This window comes from Endozoicomonas sp. ALC020 (assembly GCF_049275935.1).
GTDB lineage: Bacteria > Pseudomonadota > Gammaproteobacteria > Pseudomonadales > Endozoicomonadaceae > Endozoicomonas_A.
In genome coordinates this window covers 6510211-6527840 of the sequence record NZ_CP184830.1, presented here as the reverse complement: position 1 = coordinate 6527840, position 17630 = coordinate 6510211, and the positions used below count along the sequence as shown (strand labels likewise).

Annotated in this window: 20 protein-coding genes; 13 read left to right on the top strand and 7 right to left on the bottom strand. The window is 48.8% G+C overall.

Features of this window, described 5'->3' with window-relative positions; translation table 11 throughout:
* Positions 1-28 precede the first annotated feature (28 nt).
* The 3 genes from ACOJUO_RS24415 (at position 29) to ACOJUO_RS24405 (ending at position 2267) form a co-directional block, all read left to right on the top strand.
* Positions 29-1294 (top strand): YihY family inner membrane protein, encoded by a 1266-nt coding sequence (locus ACOJUO_RS24415; protein WP_422138458.1) that lies wholly within the window; start codon positions 29-31, stop codon positions 1292-1294.
* 234 nt (positions 1295-1528) lie between these two features.
* Complete coding sequence (locus tag ACOJUO_RS24410; protein WP_422134476.1) at positions 1529-2002, top strand: TlpA family protein disulfide reductase; 474 nt, start codon at positions 1529-1531, stop codon at positions 2000-2002.
* Positions 1995-2267, top strand: a complete 273-nt coding sequence (locus ACOJUO_RS24405; protein WP_422134475.1) for an acylphosphatase — start codon at positions 1995-1997, stop codon at positions 2265-2267. Before ACOJUO_RS24410 ends, ACOJUO_RS24405 begins: the two co-directional genes overlap by 8 nt.
* A gap of 32 nt (positions 2268-2299) precedes the next feature.
* Here the strand turns inward: ACOJUO_RS24405 and ACOJUO_RS24400 are convergent, their stop codons facing one another.
* Both ACOJUO_RS24400 and ACOJUO_RS24395 read right to left on the bottom strand, forming a co-directional pair.
* Positions 2300-2800 (bottom strand): lytic transglycosylase domain-containing protein, encoded by a 501-nt coding sequence (locus ACOJUO_RS24400; protein ID WP_422138457.1) that lies wholly within the window; start codon positions 2798-2800, stop codon positions 2300-2302.
* Positions 2801-2903: 103 nt separating this feature from the next.
* A complete protein-coding gene (locus tag ACOJUO_RS24395) occupies positions 2904-4619 on the bottom strand; it encodes a proline--tRNA ligase (RefSeq protein ID WP_422138456.1) in 1716 nt (571 codons plus the stop codon).
* A 157-nt stretch (positions 4620-4776) separates the two neighbouring features.
* On the opposite strand from ACOJUO_RS24395, the gene ACOJUO_RS24390 reads away from it, so the two are divergent.
* Both ACOJUO_RS24390 and ACOJUO_RS24385 read left to right on the top strand, forming a co-directional pair.
* Positions 4777-5193, top strand: a complete 417-nt coding sequence (locus ACOJUO_RS24390) for an HIT domain-containing protein (protein ID WP_422138455.1) — start codon at positions 4777-4779, stop codon at positions 5191-5193.
* Between the two features lie 14 nt (positions 5194-5207).
* Positions 5208-5408 (top strand): SlyX family protein, encoded by a 201-nt coding sequence (locus tag ACOJUO_RS24385; protein ID WP_422138454.1) that lies wholly within the window; start codon positions 5208-5210, stop codon positions 5406-5408.
* Positions 5409-5466: 58 nt separating this feature from the next.
* Here ACOJUO_RS24385 and ACOJUO_RS24380 read toward each other — a convergent pair whose 3' ends face one another.
* A complete protein-coding gene (locus tag ACOJUO_RS24380; protein WP_422134470.1) occupies positions 5467-6060 on the bottom strand; it encodes a cold-shock protein in 594 nt (197 codons plus the stop codon).
* Between the two features lie 532 nt (positions 6061-6592).
* Between ACOJUO_RS24380 and ACOJUO_RS24375 the strand changes: the two genes are divergently transcribed.
* The gene (locus tag ACOJUO_RS24375) at positions 6593-6934 is read left to right on the top strand and encodes an HU family DNA-binding protein (RefSeq protein WP_317142335.1); all 342 of its coding nucleotides are present in this window, start codon (positions 6593-6595) and stop codon (positions 6932-6934) included.
* 198 nt (positions 6935-7132) lie between these two features.
* Here ACOJUO_RS24375 and ACOJUO_RS24370 read toward each other — a convergent pair whose 3' ends face one another.
* On the bottom strand, positions 7133-8356 hold the full coding sequence (locus ACOJUO_RS24370; protein WP_422134469.1) for an OprD family outer membrane porin: 1224 nt from the start codon (positions 8354-8356) through the stop codon (positions 7133-7135).
* 689 nt (positions 8357-9045) lie between these two features.
* On the opposite strand from ACOJUO_RS24370, the gene ACOJUO_RS24365 reads away from it, so the two are divergent.
* From ACOJUO_RS24365 to ACOJUO_RS24345, 5 genes are all read left to right on the top strand, one after another.
* Positions 9046-9531 carry a hypothetical protein gene (locus ACOJUO_RS24365; protein WP_422134468.1) on the top strand — a complete coding sequence of 162 codons (486 nt, stop codon included), beginning with the start codon at positions 9046-9048 and terminating at the stop codon, positions 9529-9531.
* 2 nt (positions 9532-9533) lie between these two features.
* A complete protein-coding gene (locus ACOJUO_RS24360; RefSeq protein WP_422138453.1) occupies positions 9534-11030 on the top strand; it encodes a hypothetical protein in 1497 nt (498 codons plus the stop codon).
* A 177-nt stretch (positions 11031-11207) separates the two neighbouring features.
* Complete coding sequence (locus ACOJUO_RS24355; protein ID WP_422138452.1) at positions 11208-11468, top strand: FmdB family zinc ribbon protein; 261 nt, start codon at positions 11208-11210, stop codon at positions 11466-11468.
* Between the two features lie 122 nt (positions 11469-11590).
* Complete coding sequence (gene aspS, locus ACOJUO_RS24350) at positions 11591-13372, top strand: aspartate--tRNA ligase (RefSeq protein ID WP_422138451.1); 1782 nt, start codon at positions 11591-11593, stop codon at positions 13370-13372.
* 98 nt (positions 13373-13470) lie between these two features.
* The gene (locus ACOJUO_RS24345) at positions 13471-14217 is read left to right on the top strand and encodes a YebC/PmpR family DNA-binding transcriptional regulator (protein WP_422134464.1); all 747 of its coding nucleotides are present in this window, start codon (positions 13471-13473) and stop codon (positions 14215-14217) included.
* On the opposite strand, the gene ACOJUO_RS24340 is transcribed toward ACOJUO_RS24345, so the two are convergent.
* Positions 14214-14399, bottom strand: a complete 186-nt coding sequence (locus tag ACOJUO_RS24340; protein WP_422138450.1) for a hypothetical protein — start codon at positions 14397-14399, stop codon at positions 14214-14216. The two genes, ACOJUO_RS24345 and ACOJUO_RS24340, sit on opposite strands and share 4 nt — an antisense overlap.
* 340 nt (positions 14400-14739) lie before the next feature.
* Here ACOJUO_RS24340 and ruvC point away from each other — a divergent pair, with 340 nt between their 5' ends.
* Positions 14740-15267 carry a crossover junction endodeoxyribonuclease RuvC gene (gene ruvC, locus ACOJUO_RS24335; protein ID WP_317142327.1) on the top strand — a complete coding sequence of 176 codons (528 nt, stop codon included), beginning with the start codon at positions 14740-14742 and terminating at the stop codon, positions 15265-15267.
* Here the strand turns inward: ruvC and ACOJUO_RS24330 are convergent.
* A complete protein-coding gene (locus ACOJUO_RS24330) occupies positions 15264-15809 on the bottom strand; it encodes a carboxymuconolactone decarboxylase family protein (protein WP_422134462.1) in 546 nt (181 codons plus the stop codon). The genes ruvC and ACOJUO_RS24330 overlap by 4 nt on opposite strands.
* Positions 15810-15947: 138 nt before the next feature.
* Here ACOJUO_RS24330 and ruvA point away from each other — a divergent pair, with 138 nt between their 5' ends.
* Positions 15948-16559: a Holliday junction branch migration protein RuvA gene (gene ruvA / locus ACOJUO_RS24325; protein ID WP_422134461.1), complete on the top strand. Its 612-nt coding sequence runs from the start codon at positions 15948-15950 to the stop codon at positions 16557-16559.
* A 63-nt stretch (positions 16560-16622) separates the two neighbouring features.
* On the opposite strand, the gene rarD is transcribed toward ruvA, so the two are convergent.
* Positions 16623-17498, bottom strand: coding sequence for an EamA family transporter RarD (rarD, locus tag ACOJUO_RS24320; protein WP_422134460.1), 876 nt, complete (start codon positions 17496-17498; stop codon positions 16623-16625).
* Positions 17499-17630 lie beyond the last annotated feature (132 nt).

The window sequence follows — 17630 nt, the reverse complement described above, 5'->3', positions numbered from 1 at the left end:
AGGCTCTTTTCAATATCAGGGATTCGTTATGCCAGACTCGCTTTTTTCCACTTCTTCACAGGCTCAATATGTTCAGTGGCTCCGTGCCTATTTCCTGTCTGTCTCTGATACTTTCTTTAAGCACCGTTGCCTCAATAACGCCGCTGCTCTGACTTATACGACACTGTTTGCTGTGGTGCCGATGATGACGGTTACTTATAGCATGTTATCGGCTATTCCTTCTTTCCAGGGGGTTGGCGAGATGGTTCAGAGTTTTATATTCAGTCACTTTGTTCCGACAGCGGGCGAGCAGATCCAATCTTATCTTTCCAGCTTTTCCCAGCAGGCTCGAAAGTTGACTGGCTTGGGCGTTGCCTTCCTGGTGGTCACGGCATTCATGATGCTCAGGACCATTGATGGTGCCATTAATCAGATCTGGCAGGTAGACAGGGTTCGCCGGGGAATTGCCGGCTTCCTGCTCTACTGGGCGATTCTGAGCATGGGGCCCTTCCTGCTCGGTGTTGGTTTTGTGCTGACATCTTATCTGGCGTCCCTTAAGCTGATAGCTGATACCACTGCCTATCTTGGGGTTGATCAGTGGCTCTTACGTTTAACTCCCATTCTGTTGAGCAGCATTGTTTTTACTTTACTCTATATGGCTGTACCCAATCGATATGTACCTTTTCGTCACGCTTTTACAGGAGCGCTGATCGTAGCTTTTTTGCTTGAAATGGCAAAGAGTGGTTTTGCTCTGTTTATTACTCTGTCACCGTCGTATCAATTGATCTATGGTGCTTTTGCGGCCGTTCCCGTGTTCCTGCTTTGGATTTATTTAAGTTGGATACTGGTTCTTTTTGGTGCCGTACTGGTCAGGAGTTTCGCTTTATCCAACCAGACCCGGAACGAGGCGCTTCCACCTTTAATGGGTGTTCTGGTGATCCTGAACGGATTTAATGAGCAGTTTCAAAAAGGATTGAGTTTCAAGCTCGAACAGCTGCACCAGTCGGGATGGAATCTCTCTCTTGAGGATTGGGAGCTATACACCAGCTGCCTGTTGGAGGAGGGAGTGGTCAGTAAAAATGATCTGGGTGAAATGATACTGGCCAGGGATCTCAGACATCTGGAACTCAATAACCTTTGCCAGCAGCTCCCCTGGTCATATCCATCGGATCAGCAGCTGGAGTCTGTTGTGACTCAGGATAAGCCTGTATGGTATGGTCAACTGGTTGATCGACTGAAACAGTTGAATGAACAGCAGCGGGTTGTACTCGATTGCCCTTTGGATGACCTCTTTACTGAATCCTTAAAATACTGACCTCAGTCAAAATTTCATTTAATGAATGTGATCGTTTAGGTTTCATGCACAGCCGCAAGCTGATCATCAGGCTTTCGTAACAGGTGTTATCAGTCATTGCCCGTTGTTTTGAATCCTTGATGTCTGTTATTGCCATTATTTTTGTGTTGCAGTCTCGCTCCAACAGGCTTCCGTGCGACTTTATGAGATATTCCAGCTAGAATCAGAACAAACTCATCACAGGGTCTGAGGCTAATGCGACAATTTTTTTTCCGCTTCTTTCCGTTGGTACTGACCACTCTGTTTCTGTCTGCCTGCTCTAAACCGGATTTGACAGATACTCAGGGAAAAGGCGTTTTTCTCAAAGATGATAAGGGTCGGTGGACTGCTATAAACATCTGGGCCCACTGGTGTGGGCCCTGTCGTGAAGAGATTCCGGAGCTGAATGCCCTGGCCAGTGACGGAAAGGTTCAGGTTCTGGGGTATGATTTTGATGACAGTCAGGGAAAAGAACTGATAAAAAAAGCCAGAAATATGGGTATTCGGTTTCCTGTTATTACCGAGAGTCCATTGGTGTTGCTGGAGACCAGAAGTCCTCAGGTATTGCCTGCGACCATGATTGTTAATCCACAGGGAAAACTGATAGAAATATTGTATGGGCCTCAGACAAAGGAAAGCCTTGAAGAGAGCATCCGGGTATTGATGAATATGGTTGATGAAAATGGCTAATCAGTGCAGACGTGCAATGGTTGAGGGGAGGGTGCAGGGCGTCTGGTATCGCGGCTCAACCCAGCAAGAGGCCAGAAAGCTGGGGATTACCGGATGGGCAAAGAATTTGCCAGACGGGAGGGTTGAAGTTTTAATGTGTGGTGAAGAGAGAGAGCTGGACAAGCTGGAAGCCTGGCTGCAAAGCGGTCCTCCCATGGCTCGAGTTACTGGCGTTAGTGTTTCCCTCGAACCTGAACAGGAGTTTTCCGAATTTACTACGGGCTGATCAGGTGCCGACATAGTTTTATGAAGTACATCTCAGTCATTGCGCCAGTGACGATCCCAGTTTTTATACACTCGCTCCGGGTACCAGGTTTTGCCAAGGCTGCCATTGTAACGGGCTAATGCCCGGGTCAGGTTGCCTTTTTCCTTTTCCAGATAATAACTGAGAATATGGCTACCATATTTCAGGTTGGTCTCTACGTCGGTCAGGTTATCTTGTGGGCGGCCAATGACGTCTTTCCAGAATGGCATAACCTGCATAAGGCCCTGGGCTCCGGCAGAAGAAACAGCAAATCGGTCAAAAGAGGATTCTGTCTGAATTAATGCCAGCACCAGTTCGGGGGAGAGTTTAGCGGCAGTGGCCTTTTTGTGAATTTTTTTGAGCAGCTCCAGGCGCTGTCGAGGACTCTGATGTTTCATGAACGGCGTTAGCCGGCCGGACATATCGACCAGCCAGACTTCTGCCTCGAAACGATCTGAAAAGCTCTCAGTGGTGCTGAGAGCCTCTTCAAGATAGATCCGAAGCCCTTCATCCACTTTTTGCTGACTCCAGCCGGTTGTCGGAGTCAACAAAAGTGCGAGGGTAAAACCTGTAATCAGGCTGTTTTTATTATAAAACGACGGCCGTTTGATAAACGGTTCAGGCCAGACGTTCCTTAAGAAAGTCGGAAATTTCACTGAGTGCCACGTCTTCGCGATCTGCTGCCCTGCGATATTTGTATTCTACCTGACCGTTTGCCAGCCCTCTATCACTCAGGACCACCCGGTGTGGAATACCGATCAGTTCCATGTCGGCAAACTTGACGCCCGGACTGGCTTTACGATCATCCAGAAGGACGTCGTAGCCCGCTTCAGTCAGTTCCTTATAGAGGTTCTCGGCGGCTTCCCGAACGGCTTCAGACTTCTCAATCTTCAGACCAATAATGGCGATCTGGAAAGGCGCAATGCTTGCGGGCCAGATGATTCCCCGATCGTCATGATTTTGCTCAATGGCGGCTGCGACGACCCGGGAAACGCCCAGCCCGTAGCAACCCATTGCCATAGTCACGGCTTTTCCGTTTTCATCCAGAACGGTCGCGTTCATTGACTCAGAGTATTTGGTGCCCAGTTGGAAAATATGGCCCACTTCGATGCCGCGCTTGATTTCCAGGGTGCCCTTACCGCATGGGCTGGGATCGCCTTCTACAATATTTCTCAAATCGGCGATGCGGTCGAAAGATGCGTCTCTCTCCCAGTTGATACCTAATTGATGTTTGCCATCTGTGTTGGCGCCAGCCCCAAAGTCAGACATGACCGCAACTGTGCGGTCAACAATACATGGGATACTGATGCCAACAGGGCCCAGAGAGCCGGGTCCGGCTCCCATGACGGGCTTGATCTCTTCTTCTGTTGCAAAGCGCAGAGGTGCTGCAACTTCAGGCAGTTTTTCCGCTTTTATTTCATTCAGTTCATGATCGCCACGAACCATCAGGGCAACAAAGTCCGCTTCTGATTCTTCGTCTGCTGCAACAATCAGAGTCTTGACCGTCTTCTCAATGGGTAGATCAAATTGCGCAACCAGGTCTGCAATGGTTTTTGCTTCGGGGGTATCGACCAGGCGTATTTCTTCAGACGGAGCTGCTCTCTCGTGAGCAGGTGCCAGAGCTTCTGCTTTTTCAATGTTGGCTGCGTATTCACTCTGGTTGCTGAAGACGATGGCGTCTTCTCCAGATTCGGCCAGGACATGAATTTCGTGTGAGGCGCTGCCACCGATGGAGCCCGTATCCGCTTCTACAGCCCTGAAATTGAGGCCCAGACGAGTAAAGATACGGTTGTAGGTATCGTGCATGTTTTCGTATTCACGACCGAGGCATTGGTCATTGGAATGGAATGAATAGGCATCCTTCATAATGAACTCTCGACCACGCATCAGGCCAAAACGTGGGCGGATTTCATCACGGAATTTGGTTTGGATCTGGTACAAATTCATGGGCAGCTGTTTGTAGCTGCTGATAGTGTCTCGAACCATATCGGTGATGACTTCTTCATGAGTAGGACCAATGACGAAATCGCGCTGATGACGGTCTTTAAATCTAAGCAGTTCGGGGCCAAATTGATCCCAACGTCCGGTTTCCTGCCAGAGTTCAGCCGGTTGCACGGCAGGCAGCAGGACTTCCTGTGCGCCAGAGCGGTTCATCTCTTCACGAACAATGTTCTCTACCTTCTGGAGAACGCGCAGACCCATCGGCATCCAGCTGTAGAGACCGGATGCCAGTTTACGGATCATGCCTGCTCGCAGCATCAGCTGATGGCTGATGACGACGGCATCAGAAGGTGTTTCCTTGAGGGTGGAGATCAAGGATTGACTAGTACGCATGTGCTCAGTTATCCGATTATCAAAACGCAAAAGTGGCATATTACTACGGTTGTGCAGAGACGTCATGGCTACTGAGTGAATCACAGTCGAATTTCACCGGCAGGTTAGCTATAGTGCTGCAAATTATTACTGGCAACTCGGCTTAATCGGAGTAATTATGAGCGAATTTCAGCTGGATAAGAGGCTGGATAAGGACTGCTTTGTCATGGGGGATCTGCCCCTCTGCCGGGTTTTGCTGATGAATGACAGTCAGTATCCCTGGTTTATTCTGGTACCCAGGGTGGCAGGGGTTTATGAAGCTTTTCATCTTGATGAAGAGCAGCAGCTACAGCTGGCCTGTGAGTCGTCATTGACGGCAGCCATTCTGAATGATGTCTTTGAGGCGGATAAAATGAATGTAGCGTCTCTGGGTAATGTTGTGAAACAGTTGCATGTTCATCATATTGTCCGTTATGAAAGTGATGTTGCCTGGCCAAACCCTGTTTGGGGCAGGTTGCCAGCCAAGCCATACGGGCAGGTGCAGGTCGCTGAGATCAAAAAGAAGCTGGAATCATTGTTCAGCTGCTTTGAATGAGTGGGGGGAGTGAAATGAAAGAGGAATTGATTGAGCTGCAGACCCAGCTCAGTTTTCAGGAAGATACCGTTGCCCAGCTTAATGAGGTGGTCACCCGTCAGCAGCAGGAAATTGATCGTTTGAAGCAGGAAATGATTCAGCTGAAGAAGCAATTAATGGCTATGGCCAGCTCTCGGTTGGAAGAACAGAAGGAGACTGCTCCTCCTCATTATTAATAGGGGTCAGAAGCCTTAACGGGGCCGGAAAGAGCCCCATTCATTAAAAGTATTGATGTTAGCGGCCTTTGGGTGCAGCAATCACGTCTTCTGCCTGCAGTCCCTTATCTTTTTCCACCACGATAAATTCTACCCTTTGCCCTTCAGACAGTGTCCGGTGACCCTCTCCACGTATCGTGCGGTAGTGGACGAAGACATCTTCACCACTATCCCGGGTAATAAAGCCGAAGCCCTTTGAAACGTTGAACCACTTGACGGTGCCTGTTTCTCTATCGGAATCTACGATTTCCATTGGGCTTGTGGGGTTGAAGGATCTCAGGTTGATTACGACGTGCAGCAGAACCCCGGCAACGAGGAGTAGTGAGGATGGAATCTCAGGTGTCTGGTGAGAAAATATTGCCCAGCCACTGAGTGCAGTCGCTGCAATCAGCATAACTGAAGCCATTGCCTGCAAAAAGGATTTCTTGCCACGATAGACTGTCAGATAGCAGCCAAGGCAGAGGTGAATCAGTGCGGCAGTGAGCAGCAGCATGGTAGCTGAGGCGATAGCCAGTGCGCCACCCAGCAGCACATTGAGGACAGACCCCTCCACAATTAATGCTGCCAGTGAAAGGATGCCTAAGATCATGTGGATAAATTTAAGATGTTTCAAGTGCTGAGTCCTTTTGGTTGTTATGTGTGTGACTGTAAAAATATGCCGATTTCAGGCATTACTGCATTAAAAAGCGCCTTAAACCGGTAAAACATCAATAAAGCTCCTTGCTGCAAGCTCTCTATGAAGTGACTGCCTCCCGAAATTATGGGAATGCTTTGAAATCAGTAATGCGGTCAATTCAGCGCGCAAACAAACGGGCAACAAAAAGCCACAGCGTAACACTGCTGTAAGGATTAATGTAACGTCATTGTGCCTCTATCTCAAACTCTTTCTATGCCCCTTATATAGAGGGCTATGGCAATGCTTAAAAGGGTGTAAAAAAGACTACCACTGTAAAAAATCACTTGTTATAGTGATTTCAGGTGTTTCAAAAGTCTGGTTTTGCAGGCTCTCTGAGGTTAGGGAAGTTTAATGTCCGATTTTTCGGACTTGCCTCGTGAAACATTAAATCAGCCTGGTGAAGTGGCAGATCACAATCCGCTGGTGCGGAAGGTAACCTACAGGGAAAATCCATCAGGAGAGTAATTGTATGGCAGCGAAGAAAGCCACAGCTATCAAGGATAAGTACAGTAAAACCCAGATTCTTGCTGATATTTCAGAGAGTACCGGTTTGAGTCGGAAAGAAGTGGGCGCTGTGCTGGAAGAGTTGGGAATACTGGTAGAACGTCATATCAAGAAGCGGGGCTGTGGCGAGTTCACTCTTCCGGGACTGCTCAAGATCGTGACCAGGAAAAAACCTGCTCAGAAAGCCAAGAAAGGCGTACCCAATCCATTCAAGCCTGGCGAGTTAATGGATGTGCCCGCCAAGCCGGCCAGTATTCAGGTCAAGGTGCGTCCTTTGAAAAAGCTCAAGGAATACGCCGCTTCGTGATGACGCTGGTGTTGACTCTTTGAGTTCTTCTCAGTCCTTCAAGGGAGGTATTCAGCCTCCCTTTTTAGTGTCTGATGTATTTGTTTAGCAATGATTGCCTTTTGATGGGGTGCTGTTTAAGTCGGTTTGCTGCTTTCGGCAATAAAAAAGCCCCTGCATGTGCAGAGGCTTCATAAGGTTGCTTTTCTGATCGTTAGATCAGAATACAGCGACGTTGTACTTCAGGATGACACGTGTGTCGGTCTTGACAACATCGTCTGCACCTTTGGCTTCAACAGTATTATTTGCGTATCTCAGGCGGGCAGTCAGACCCTCAACCTGAGGAATTGCATAATTGATGTCCAGGTTGTATTCAGTTTCGTCCTCAGACTTAACTTCACCCATGACGTAAATACCCTTGACACTCAGGCCGTCAACGACGCCTTCAAAATCATATCCTGCAGAGAAGCCCCAGGCTTTTTGGCCATTGCTGTTGAAGTCAGAGATCTGGATAGAGTTATAGCCAAAGTAACCGGTGTCATCGTCACCGCCAGCCCAGCCAATTTTGTATGCGCCCAAGTCTGTGCTTTCAACTTTTGTGTACGCAATGCCAAAGTCGGCATGGCCTACACCAGCGGCCACTTTCAGGCCATAAGTGTACTGACTCTTGTCTCCAGTCGCTGGCTTGCTGTCGCCAGTAAGTTCGACTTGCCCGTACTGACCAGCCACACCCACTTCAACACCTTCAACTTCTGTAGAGAAGCTGGCTTCGCCCAAGTATTTCTTGGCATAGTTGCTCTGGCTGGCATAGTCTGCGCTTAATTCCAGACCGTTACCAAAGTCGTAGGCACCACCCAGTGTCATTACTGCTTCACTGTCGTCGCCTACCTCGTAATCTTCAAAGCCTGACTCGGTTTTACCATTGCCTTTCGTAATCCAGGCTGTATGAGCAGACAGGCCGGATAAGGTGATGTCTGCATAGAAACCTTCGCTCAGGCTTGGCAGAACACGGCTATCAGAGTCGTTGACCAGAGGTGTGTCCAGGAACATGCGTCCATATTTCGCTACACCCATGTCAGCAAGATTGAATTTAATTGCGTAGGATGTTTTGCCGTAGCTGTGGGAATCGCCGTCGCTATCCACTCTGAGCAAGCCAGGGTTGCCAACAAAACCGTCAATATCGGAAGCGCCAAGCTTCAGAGAGTAGTAACCACCCAGGTCCAGTCCGACTATGTTCTGAAAGTAGCCAGAGGAGAAGTCAAGACGAACGCCTTGAGCCCACTGAGAGTTGGAGGAGTCGGTCGAACCGTCATCCTTGGTTTTGGTTTGATAGAAGTTGCGCAACTCCAGATTCAGGCTTGATTCGTCCAGGAAGGCGTTAGCCTGAGCAGAGGTAGCCATAAAAATGGCAGCACTCAGTGCACTGATTTGTGCGAGTTTCATTAGTGTTCAGCTCCTTGCTGCATTCGATGTGTGTTCTAGCCCTGGTTTCAAAAATCCTTGTACTGCTCGGACGGAATGTACTGCGAAACCTCCCCATAGGGCTAAGAGTGATTCTTATACAATCCTTAACAGGATGCAACAGGGTTTAGAAAAATCTCACATCTTTTGTACAAGCGTTTAGCGGGGCCGCATCCTTGTATGATAAAGCTATCCAGCAATCCCGCCCCTATAAGGCACCGACTGTATAACCGACATCGAGGTGAGTAACAGTCATGTCCTCGTACTCATAGAAGTGCCGCAGAACCGGACATGAACAGAGTCTTGCTCAATTCTGGCAACGCCTATGATATTTTCCAGACCTAATATGCCACAACTATCTCCATCAGCCGACTTGCCAGCTAAACGAATGCCAACATCAGAGCAGCACTCATCGTAGTTATAACGACAAGTTTCAAACGTAAGAAGACATGAAACTTGAAATTATCAGGCCCAGCCCTTTTTGATTAAGTGTTTAGGCAATATGAGTACTTGAGTAAAACAGCGATCTGATATTTTGCAAATTATCTTAATGAATAAAAATTAGTTCTTTTAATTTCTTTTTGTTGGTTTGACAGGATTAATGAATGAAAGTCAGAAAAAAAATGAATGTTTATAATGAATTGAGATCATTTGTTTTTCAGGGATGAAATATGAACAGCTTGCAGCAAAATGCTGAAGCAGGAAAAGACCTTTGGCTGACTTATTTAAGACGGGGCGGAACGATACGTGAATTAAGAGGGCTGGATCAGGGGCAGATGGAAGCCATCTATCAGCTTGGATTCAGTCATTTTGGTATTGGTCACTATGCAGAAGCTCTTAAAGTCTTCCGTTATCTGGCTCTTCTGGATCATCGCAGTTCTCGTTACTATCTGGGAATAGGGTTGGCGCTTCATCATTTAAGCCAGGATGCAGCTGCAATCCCCGCACTGAGTTATGCCGAAAGGTTGGATAATGAAGATCCTCGTCCTTCAATTTGTATGACGGAGTGCTTTATTCGTCTGAAAAATCGAAAATTGGCGGTGAAAGCACTATCAAATGCAGCGAAAATTCTGAAATCATCCAAAGGGTGGGAAGAAGAGCGAAAGCAGGCCAAACAACTAAAGCACTATCTTATAGAACCTTCAGGGAGGAAGTGACTATGAATCCAGTCGATCCCAATTCCGGAATATCCCAGACTCCTGTGCAACAGAGTGGGCAGGTATCTCAAACTCCAGCACAGGCGCAGGTGAGCCAGGGATTCAGTAATTCGAATTCGATTTCCAGCTCGCAAAATAGCAATAGCGGTCAGGCGGTCAGTGTCAGTCCAGATCAGCCAGGCGTCTCCAATGCCGACAGTCGTGACTTTCTCCAAAGAGCTTTTGACGCCAGACTGGATGGCTTCAGGGCAGCAGTGCATGAATTCAATCGTCGCTTCAATGCTGAGGATATAGATATTAGTGACACTCAGTCACTCATTCTTATTGTCAAAGGGATGATCAGTGATGCTCAGGCTATGGTGAGTGCTGCTTCTATCGATCAGAATTTCAGCAATCGGCTCTATCAGCAAAGCAGGAGGGAGGATAGTGCAGTCAATGCCCTTAATCTAAGAGAAACTATTCGATCCAGAACCAGGGATTTAAATGACATAGCGGCTCAGCGGGAAGTCTATGTAGAACTCCTGGCCAGCAAAAATCTTCATAAAACCCTGAAAGAGGCTGAATTGGCTAGTGCTCAGTCTAATCAAGCCGGTAACAATAGCAGCGGTGGTCAAATAAACCGGTTGATGAATGAAATTACAGCGCTCGAGTATCAAATTGCAGGTGTTGCCACAGAAATCAGTGCTCTGAGTCAGCAGATGAAGACATTGGAAGCCAGTAATACCGCAGATCATGCCGCATTACTCAAAGCTAACAGGCAGCTGAATACAGTGACCTCAGAGTTTGTGCGTGTTAACAGTCTGCTGGGGCGAATTCGTCAGCGGTTCGATCCTGCTGCTATGAAAACCGGTGAAGAAGGTGTGCAAGCCGTAAAAGAGCTCGAACAGAGGGCTCAGAAAGAGCAGGTAAGGGAGTTCAGAAGAAGGGAGCAGAACGAGGACGGAGTAAAGTCGCTGGATAAAGAGCACAAAGAAGGTGAAATCCGGTCAGAGGATGACCGGATTGAGCTTGAGGAGGGTGCTAACCAGTTTCTTGCCACTGAGGATCTGGAGACTCTGCAACAGGTATTCTCTCCCTCTGACCCTGCAGAGCTGAGAAGTGCTGTTCAGCTCCTTGACGATAAACCTCAGGCAAGAAACTCTCCTGCAGTGGAAGAAGGGTTCGCTATTGCTCTGAATAGCCTCCCCTCAGAAAAGGCGCTGGAGGATGCAGTCAACCCTGCAGCGGAGACTCACCGGGGTGATAATCTCAGTTTTGAAGGTGCAAGCAGTCCTCAGGTTTTTGCCCGCCTCTGGATGGAATCAAAGCTGGAAGAAGGTCAGGAAACTCAGGATGTGAAAGAAGATCACCTCGATGAAGTGGCTGAGAATGTGGATGCTCAACGCAAGAGTGTTGCTGAGCATCTGCAGGATTTTGAGTCGATTCTACTGGAAGTCGCTGAGTCGCTGGAAAAGCAGCAGGAGGCAGCTGTTCAAATCAGCAAAAGTAATCGAGTTTGAGAGCAACGGGGAGGGGCTCCCTTCCTCGTCTTTCGTAAAGTCTGCACAGTCATCGAAAATATCCCTGATCCCGTCTCTATTTTCTGATTATTGGTCTGGACACTATCTGGTGAAAATCAAGGGTTCAGGTATAATGCCCCAGTTCTGACAATGGCAAACAAAGGATAGACAGATTCAATGCCGATCTACGAATATCAGTGCGGAAGTTGCGGTGGTGTGCAGGAAGTGATTCAGGCGTTCAGCGATGCACCTCTAACTGACTGTGGTGTCTGTGGTGAGCCTGAATTGAAAAAACTGTTGAGTGCCCCGGCCTTCAGGCTGAAAGGTGGCGGCTGGTATGAGACAGACTTCAAGAGTGGCAATAAGAAGAATCTGTCCTGCAATGATAATCAGGGCCCTGCCAAGGGCTCGGGCGGCACTGCAGCCGCCAGTGAATAATTCGGTCATTTGAGTGCTGAGGTTGTGCTTCACCCGGAGTGACTCAAAACCATAAATTCAGGCACAAAATTTCAGATGATTCTGTGCTGAACCTGAACAGCCCCCCAGTTTCGAGGTATGTTATGCGCAGCCATTATTGCGGCGAACTGAATCTCTCCCATGACGGGCATGAGGTTACCCTGTGTGGATGGGTACACCGACGTCGCGACCATGGTGGTGTGATCTTCCTGGATATGCGAGACCGTGAAGGTATCGCCCAGGTTGTTATTGATCCTGACACCGAAGAGGCGTTTGCTCTCGCTGATAAAGCACGCAGTGAATATGTGCTGAAAATCACCGGATTTGTACGCCCCCGTCCCCAAGGCACTGTAAACACCAATATGGGCACCGGTGAAATTGAGGTGTTGGGTAAGCAGGTAGAAATCCTGAATGAAGCCCAGACACCGCCTTTCCAGATCGAAGGCTACACCGATGTAGGTGAAGAAGTTCGTCTGAAAAACCGTGTTATTGACCTGCGTCGTCCGGAAATGCAGGAAAAAATGATCCTTCGCAGCAAGCTGACCAGTGCTGTTCGCAGCTTTATGGATGAGCAGGGTTATCTGGATGTTGAAACCCCTGTTCTGACCCGTGCGACCCCGGAAGGTGCCCGCGATTACCTGGTACCCAGTCGAACTCACGAAGGTAAGTTCTTTGCGCTGCCACAGTCTCCCCAGCTGTTCAAGCAAATGCTGATGGTGGCAGGTTTTGATCGTTACTATCAAATTGTAAAATGCTTCCGTGACGAAGATCTGCGTGCTGACCGTCAACCAGAATTTACTCAGATCGATATCGAAACCTCCTTCATGGACGAGTCCAGGATCATGGGTATGGCTGAAGACCTGGTTAAGACCACTTTTAAAAAGGTAGGTGGTGTTGAACTGGGTGAATTCCCGCACATGACTTTTGCACAAGCCATGAACCTTTATGGTTCTGATAAGCCAGACCTGCGTATCCCTCTGGAACTGGTGGACGTTGCTGATCTGATGGCCGGCGTTGAATTCAAGGTCTTCAAAGGACCGGCTGAAGATCCGAAGGGGCGTGTAGCCGCACTGAAAGTACCCGGTGGAGCTGAACTTTCCCGTAAGCAGATTGATGACTACACCCGGTTTGTCAGCATCTACGGTGCCAAGGGTCTGGCCTGGATCAAGGTCAATGAAATCGAAAACGGCGCAAACGGTCTTCAGTCTCCGATCATCAAGTTCCTGGGCGACGATGTCACCATGAAGATTATGAAGCGTCTGGATGCCAGCAATGGCGATATCGTCTTCTTTGGTGCAGACAAAGAGAAGGTAGTCAACGAAGCTCTGGGTGCATTGCGTTGTAAGGTCGGTGCTGACCTGGATTTGTATACGAAAGAGTGGGCGCCACTGTGGGTTGTTGACTTTCCAATGTTTGAAGAAACAGACGACGGTGAACTGACCGCGCTGCACCATCCATTCACAGCGCCAACGACTTCACCTGAAGAGCTTGAAGCAAATCCTGCTGAAGCACTTTCCCGTGCCTATGACATGGTTATCAATGGCTATGAAGTCGGTGGTGGTTCTGTTCGTATTCACAACCAGGAAATGCAGCAGACAGTATTTCGTATCCTGAAAATTGAGGAAGAAGAGCAGCAGGAAAAGTTTGGCTTCCTGCTGGACGCTCTTAAATACGGTGCGCCTCCCCATGGTGGTCTGGCGTTTGGGCTTGACCGTCTGGTTATGCTGCTGTGCGGGACCGATAATATTCGTGACGTTATTGCCTTCCCGAAAACTCAGTCCGCAGCCTGTCTGCTGACTCAGGCTCCGGGCGAAGTGGATGCTACCCAGCTACGCGATCTGAATATCCGTATTCGTCGTGATCCGGCGTCTGCAACCAGTCACTGAGCGTCTGCGGCTGTTCCAGAAAACGTCTGCGACCATTTTATAAATTGCTGAGGCCGGTTTTTACCGGCCTGTTCAAGAAGAGATAAAGGGTATTTTCTATGGCAGGTCATAGTAAATGGGCCAATATCAAACACCGTAAGGCGGCTCAGGACGCCAAGCGTGGCAAAATCTTCACCAAGATCATTCGTGAGTTGGTGGTGGCGGCCAAGCAGGGCGGTGGGAATATCGAGGATAACCCCAAGCTGCGTCAGGTGGTTGACAAGGCTCTGGGTGCCAATATGACCCGTGACACCATCAACAGGGCGATTGCTCGTGGTGCCGGTGGTGATGACGATTCCAACATGGAAGAAGTGACCTACGAAGGTTATGGTGCTGGCGGTATCGCGGTGCTGGTGGAATGTCTGACAGACAACCGTAACCGTACCGTTGCAGAAGTACGCCATGCTTTCTCCAAGCATGGTGGTAATCTGGGTACTGACGGTTCTGTAGCCTACCTGTTTGAGCGTAAGGGGCAAATCTTCTTCGAACCGGGTCTGGATGAAGACACTGTCATGGAAGCTGCTCTGGAAGCCGGTGCCGAAGATGTACTGACTAACGACGATGGCTCCATTGAAGTGGTCACTGAGTGGACTGAGTTCATGGCAGTAAAAGAAGCTATTGAAGCTGCAGGTTTGAAACCAGCGGGCGGCGAAGTAGCGATGATCGCTTCTACCCGGACTGAACTGGACAAAGACGGTGCGGAAAAAATCATGAAGCTGGTGGATCGTCTCGAAGACCTGGACGATGTGCAAAATGTTTACACTAACGCTGACATTCCTGCCGAAGTGATGGCGCAGTTGGACTAAGTTGTTCTGTCGGTGTGAAGAGCCTCGATAACGAAAGTGTCGGGGTTTTTTTGTTTCTGTTCCGGAGATACCAGCCCGGCTGGAATATCTGTGAACGCCCAGACATTGAAGCCTACCAGCAGCATAAACAATAGAATAATGATGCCTGTGATAATCATTAATGTTTTTAGCAGGTCGGACATTAATCGTTTCCGGATCATCTTGTGGAGTAAAACAGTCTTGAGCAAGAACAATGATCTTTGCGGTTCTCGCCACGAAAGTATTACCAGAGAAATACTAAGCTGCTTCTATCGTTACTCACAGGCAAATTTGGTAATTCAGTGTTCTTGAATTGTAAGTTTCTGATACCCACCGGCACCGCTGGTATATTGTATGGGTGTACAGTATCCTTTTGACATAACCATGACTTTGAACCCTCGCCTGTCAGATTTTTTTGGCAGAAGCTGTCACACTCATTGACCCCGGGGGGCATCAAACGCTGTCATTGAAAATAGCGACATCTGACTTGAGAATACATTCTGAATGGCCATCCTGATGGGGATAGATCCGGGCTCAAGAATTACCGGCTATGGATTAATTGAAGAAGTAGGCAATAAAACACATTATGTGGCGTCCGGTTGTATTCGCATCCGGGAGGCGCCTCTACCTGAGCGCTTGCAGCAGATTTATGAAGGCATCAGCACTTTGATCGAACGTTACATCCCGCAGTCCGTTGGTGTGGAGCAAGTGTTTATGTCCAGAAATGCTGATTCGGCACTGAAACTGGGTCAGGCCAGGGCTGCGGCCATTGTGGCTGTGGTTAATCACAATATTGAGGTGTCGGAATACTCTGCCCGGCAGGTCAAGCAGGCTGTGGTTGGTAAAGGCTCTGCGGATAAGTACCAGGTAAAGCACATGGTGAAGTCGATCCTTGACTTGAATGATACCCCTCAGGCCGATGCTGCGGACGCTCTGGCGGTTGCTCTTTGTCATGCTCATACTCGTTCCAGTCTGGTCAGGATGGCGGGTGCTACGGGTACTCGACGTCGTCGTCTTACGGGGCAGTCTTAGTTTGGGTGGACACAAAGGTGAAAGGAAGCAATGCAAAACACCAGATCCAGGATCTGTTGTGGCGTGTAGATTTTCTTCAGTTCTTTCCAGTTCTCCGGACTTATGATCTGTTCTTTGTAGAGTTCTTCAGTGGTTTTCAGTAACAGGCGTTGTTTGTTGTCCCAGCCCGGTGCCAGATGGCCACGGGAAACCATTTGTACATCACTGGCTTTCAGTCCCGTATCCAGTGCACATTGAGCAATATCCGGGATCAGGTGTCTGGTATTGCAAATGTACGCACTTCTCAGGGCAACCAGAGCGCGATCTCTCATCGGGAGGCTGCTGTAGCCTTGTATATAACTGATGAAGCTGCGAGCAGGCTTATCAAGCTCAGGTGAGTTTGCCGGGCGTCCCGGGAAATCTTCCTTTAACAAAGATTTTTGTGACTTGATGAAAGGGATGGGAATAGGGCCACCGGATACAGCTGGGTGGTATTCACTGGCCAGGCCAGCCTCGGGCAGGATCTGCCAGAGTGATCCCAGAAATGTGCGAAGTTTCTTCAAGGGGGCAGCTCCTTCAGATCATCGAATTGAACTTCTCTTAGTGATTAGAGAGTGACAATTCTCAGGAGTTCTACGCCCTCGTCGTATTGTTAGGCGTTCTGACCTTATAGTCAGAAAATAAAAGATTTGGAAAACAGGATGATTGGAAGAATTCGGGGCCTTCTGGCTGACAAACAGCCCCCTCATTTGCTGATAGAGACCCATGGTATCGGGTATGAAGTGGAAGCTCCGATGTCGGTTTTTTATAAACTGCCGGACGTTGGTCAGGAGGTCGTGTTATATACCCACTTTGTAGTGCGCGAAGATGCTCAGCTCCTATACGGTTTTAGCAATCGTGATGAGCGGGAGTTGTTTAGAACTCTGATCAAGGTCAATGGGGTTGGTCCCAAGCTCGGACTGACCCTGTTGTCCGGTATAGAAGCTGATGCTTTTGTGCGCTGTGTGCAGGAAGGTGATAGTGCCACTTTGGTGAAGTTGCCGGGTGTGGGTAAAAAAACAGCCGAGCGGCTGATTGTTGAAATGAAAGATAAGCTGGATCGTTGGCAGTCAGCACCTCTGCTGGAAGGTAAGCCTCTGGTTGCCGGTGGCGAAATGGCTGCCGAAGCAAAAGATATTGAACAGGAAGCCGTCAGTGCTCTGGTGGCTCTGGGTTATAAACCCCAGGAAGCCGGCAAAGTCATTGGTAAGTTGCTCAAGGATGGCATGACCAGTGAAGAGCTGATTCGTCAGGCTCTGAAAAGTATGATCTGATAACACCGCGTCTTATTTAAAAGGTGAGACGATTGAGTCTCACCTGCTTGTCTGCTTTGTAGTTTACCGGATGAACTTCCTGACCGAGTCAACGCAGATGGCTGCCGTTGCCAGCCAGATAAAGCTATAGCTGAGCCACTGCTGTAAGGTGAAGACTTCTCCGAGAACGGTGACAGCCACCACAAATATCAAAGCAGGCTCCAGGTAGCTCAACAGGCCAAACAAACTGACAGACAGATGCCTGGAGGCGTTGATGTAGCAGATCAGTGACAGGCTGCAGAGTAGCCCCAGACCTGGCAGCAGATACCAAAGAGTGACGGAATGGGTCAGGTTTTGCATAAAACTCTGATCACTCATCAGTATGAAAATACCAGCCGGAAGGAACAACAGGTGCTCAAAAAGCAGGGCTGGCAAGGTATCGACCTGCAAAGGTTTACGGATGATGAAATACACCGGATAAAGTCCGGCCACCGCCAGGCTGACCCAGGGTAATGAGCCCTGTTGCCAAATCATGGCAAGCACGCCTAATGACGCGGACCCCATGGCAAAGTAATGAGCCTTGTTCAGTCTCTCGTTAAATACCAGCTTGCCGGTTAATGCCAGGGTGAGTGGCAGCAAAAAATAGCCAAGGGAGAGATCCTGTGTTTTATCATTCACGGGGCCCCAGACAAACAGCCACCACTGAAAGCCAACAATCAAACCACCCAGGGATAGCATCAGCACAGTTTTCCGGCAGAGAAAAACCGCCCTGAAGCCCCGGAGCCGGTCCATGCGATAGCAGACCATTGTCAGGCAGAGAGCGCTGAAAATGACCCTGTTCCAGAACAGGGTATTTCCGGACAGCTTAATAAACTGTACATAAATGGGCACAAGCCCGAACATCACGGAGGCCATGACCGAGTTAGTCAGGCCTTTTCCAGAAACCAAATGTGTATTCATTCTGAGTACTTCCTTTAATCAGAATTTAAAACAGAGAGTATAGGAGTCCGATGACTCCGAAGTTTAAAAGGTAATGCACCCCCGGGCAGCTAAGTGCTCGCAAGTGCTCTTTTTACGTTCAGAGTGCTTGGA